Raw genomic sequence first — 3746 nt, forward strand, 5'->3', positions numbered from 1 at the left:
TCGCTCTCCCAGCGGATGTGCGGCGGCGGGATGAATTGCTGGCGCGCGATCAGAGTGACGCGCGGCGCGCGAATGATGTGCATCGGGGAACCGGTGTCCGGGGGGTCGTCGGGGGCGAGCGCGACAAGGTAGGCGGGCGGGTGCGGAGCGTCAAACGGGGACGTACCCGGCGGCGTGATGGCGGGCGAGGGGTGCGTGCAGCGGGCGGCGGTGAGGCGGCGGGCACGGGCGGCCACGCGGGGCCGCCCCTACGGGTTTGGTGCACAGAAGCGCAGATCGAGGTGGGGCGGGCGGCGGGCAGACACGCAGGTCTGCCCCTACGGCATTGGTGTGTGGGGGCGGGCGGCGGAGCAGCGCGTGGCACGGGCGCGATGAATCGCGCCCCTGCGGGGGCCATCGCGATTCCGCCCCCTCTCTCGATAACGGCGAGGGCGGCAGTGGTCTGCCCCCGCCAGCGGGGCCAGTTAGAACGGGAGAGCTGTTGGTGTTTCCTTCTTCTTCTTCCGTTCCCCATTCGGGGGTGTCGGCGAAGGTCGTAGCGCCGCAGGCGCGGAGGCCACGTTGGGGATTGCACACTCGGCTGCATAGCGCGCTGGCGTTTTGTACCCCAGTGAGCTGTGGGGGCGCACTTCGTTGTACTCGACCCGGTACCGCTCCGCCAGTCCCGCTGCCTCCTCGCGCCCGCGGAAGAGCTCCTGGCTCAGAAACTCTTCCTCGAAGCGGCTGTTGAAGCTCTCCACGTATCCGTTCTGCCAGGGGCTCCCCGGCTCGATGTAGAGCGTCTCGACACCGCTCTGCTCCAGCCACGCCTTCACGCGCTTCGCGATGAACTCCGGCCCGTTGTCGCTGCGCATGGCACCCGGAGCCCCGTGGACCCGCACCTGCTCCTCCAGCACGCGCAGCACCTGCTTCGACGTCATGCTCCGCCCCACCTCGATGGCGAGGCACCTCCGCGTGAACTCGTCGATGACCACCAGGAACTTCAGGCCCCGCCCCTCCGCCGTCTCGTCGCTCGTGATGTCGTAGGTCCATACGTGGTGCGCGTACTCGGGCTTGCGCACGTGGCAGGCGTTCGCCCCATCGCCCGGACGAGGGCGCTTGCGCGCCACCCGGCGTACCTTCAACCCCGCCTCGCGCCAGAGGCGGTACACCCGCTTCGGGTTCACCCGCCACCCCTCGCCCATCAGACGGCCGCGGATCATCCGGTAGCCGTAGCGTGGATGCTGCAGCGCCAGGACGCGCATCCGCTCCATCAGCTCCGCATCCCCCGCTCCCCGGCGCAGCACCCGCTGCTGCGTGTTCCGGCTCTGCCCCAACACTCTGCACGCCCGGCGCTCGGAGAGTCCAAACATCGCCTTCACGTGCGTGACCGCCGCACGTCTCCGCTCCGGGCTCAGAAGTTTCCCCGCGCCACCTCGCGCAGCACGCTGATGTCGAGCGCCTGCTCGGCCACCAGCCGCTTCAGCCGTGCATTCTCCTGCTCCAACTCCTTGAGCCGGCGTACCTGATCGACTTCGCCTCCCTCGTACTCCGCCCGCCACCGGTAGTACGTCGACTCGCCGATCCCCAGGTGCCGGCACACATCGGCCGTCTTCTGCCCGGCCGAGAGGAGCGCCTCCGCCTCCCGCAGCATCCCCAGGATCTGCTCCACCGTAAAGTGCTTCTGCCGCATCGTGAAGTCCTCCTCGGCCTCCCGGCCTCGTGGACTCCCATTCTAACTGGCCCCATTCCCGGGGGGCACCCCAGCAGCCCTCTCCTGTTATCGGGAGAGCAACGGTGTTGAGGTCATCCGCAGCCCGCGGCGAATTGGGCGTTCCACGGAGTGTTGTCCCTGAGCATGCAGTTGAGAATCGTCAGGAGCTTCCTCATGCATGCGACGAGTGCAACCTTCTTCAGCTTACCTCGGGCCACGAGACGTTCGTAGAACGCCCGAATCACCGGGTTGTGGCGTATGGCTGACAAGGTGCCCATGTACAGCACGTTACGCACGTCTGACCGGCCGCCCCAGATCCTGCGCTGTCCCCGCAGAATTCCGCTGTCGCGGTTAAGTGGTGCGACGCCGACAAGTTTGCCGATCTTCTGGCGGTTCAGCGTTCCGAGCTCGGGAACGCCCGCCAGCAGTGTCAGGGAGACAGTCCGGCCCACACCTGGTGCGCTGCGCAGAAGGTTGTCCTTTGCGCGCCAGAGGGGGCTGGCCTTGATCAGCCTCTGGAGTTCCGCCTCGACCGCACCGATCCGGGCATCCAGCCAGGCGACGTGCTCCTCGATGCTGGTCCGCACGGCTGCGGAGGGCGCTTGATAGAGCCGATTGCACTCACCGACTCGGATGTCGACCAGCTGCCGGCGGCGCGTCATCAGAGCATCGAGATCGCGAGCATCCGAGTCCGGCAGTGGGCGGACCTCCGGCCGGATCCGCTCCGCGAACAGCGCAAGGATGCGGGCGTCGATTGCGTCCGTCTTGGCCAGCTCACCCGTGGCGCGGGCGAAGTCACGGGACTGACGCGGGTTGATGACGGCCAGTGGAATGCCCGCCGCAGCCAGTTCTGCGACGAGGTGCGTCTCCAGTCCTCCGGTCGCCTCCAGGATCAGGAGCGTGGGACCGAGCTCTTTCAGCGTGCCGACGAGGGCTCGGACCCCCGGTTCATCGTACGCGACGCTCCACCCCCGGCTCTCTCTTCCGCGAATGGCGATGTCGAGGCGCTTCTTCGATACGTCGATCCCGGCGAACAGCTCGGACATTGTGAATCCGTCCCTTGCATCGAAAGTTGATGTCCCGTTGGCCCAGCCTTGCGAATTTCGGGGTTCTCCCCCAAGCAACGGTTCGGGCTCTTCGGCTAAACAAGGGTCGGACGCTCCTGCTCTCCCACGGTGTTTCCCACCAAGGGGGTAACTAGCTGCCCGACCCTCTCGTAACGTCCGTGATCCTGCGGAACCGGCTTCAGCTCGAGCAGCCCGAGTTTCCCACACGCTGCTGCGGGGAGCTGCACCAAGGTGCTCTCCTCGCACCGCGTGGAAAACTCGCCTCGGACCTTGATCACGTACTACAATCTACCTTGTACTGATCAAACAAGGGGGCAGGCGAGTGTAACGAGCCGGGGGTGAGGGCCCTCTACCGCACCCGCTCCACCACCGCCGGAAACACCTCCAGCACCCGCTCCACCTCCGCCTCCGTCGTACCCCACCCAAGTGAAAATCGCACCGACGGCCCCGCCAGCTCGGGCGGAATCCCCATCGCCAGCAGGACGTGCGAGGGCTGGACGGCGCCGCTGGAGCACGCCGATCCGGACGACGCGGCGATCCCCTCCAGATCCAGCCCGACCAACAGCATCTCCGGGTCCGCGCCGGGGACCGAGAGGTTGCTCACGTTCGCGAGCCGCTCCGCGCCCGCGCCGTTGACCTGGATGCCGGGGACGCGCTCGCGCAGCCCGGCTTCCAGGCGGTCGCGCAGAGCACCCAGGCGCCGCATCGACGTCTCGCGCTCCGCCTCGGCGGCCTCCGCGCCGGCGGCGAAGGCGAGGGCGCCCGCCACGTCCTCGGTGCCGGGGCGCAGGCCGCGCTCCTGGCCGCCGCCGTGCACCATCGGCGCGAGGCGGGTGCCGCGGCGCACGAAGAGGGCGCCGATCCCCTTGGGGCCACCCACCTTGTGCGCGCTGAACGACAGCATCGCCGCCGGCACCTGGTCCGCGCGCACGGGGAGCCGCCCCAGCGCCGGCACCGCGTCCGAGTGGAACGCCACGCCCGCCGCC

At 68.5% G+C, this 3746-nt stretch carries 3 protein-coding genes and 1 pseudogene; all 4 read right to left on the reverse strand.

What is annotated here, in order from left to right; genetic code table 11:
- Positions 1 to 236, reverse strand: a 236-nt coding sequence (locus VF647_16890; GenBank protein HEX8453782.1) for a hypothetical protein, incomplete at its 3' end; no start/stop codon positions are given.
- A gap of 354 nt (positions 237 to 590) precedes the next feature.
- Positions 591 to 1672 (reverse strand): annotated as a pseudogene (locus VF647_16895) (IS3 family transposase).
- Between the two features lie 113 nt (positions 1673 to 1785).
- On the reverse strand, positions 1786 to 2739 hold the full coding sequence (locus tag VF647_16900) for an IS110 family transposase (GenBank protein HEX8453783.1): 954 nt from the start codon (positions 2737 to 2739) through the stop codon (positions 1786 to 1788).
- Positions 2740 to 3109: 370 nt separating this feature from the next.
- A partial coding sequence (locus VF647_16905; GenBank protein ID HEX8453784.1) for an aminotransferase class V-fold PLP-dependent enzyme occupies positions 3110 to 3746 on the reverse strand: 637 nt, incomplete at its 5' end.

Source organism: Longimicrobium sp. (assembly GCA_036387335.1).
Classification (GTDB): domain Bacteria; phylum Gemmatimonadota; class Gemmatimonadetes; order Longimicrobiales; family Longimicrobiaceae; genus Longimicrobium.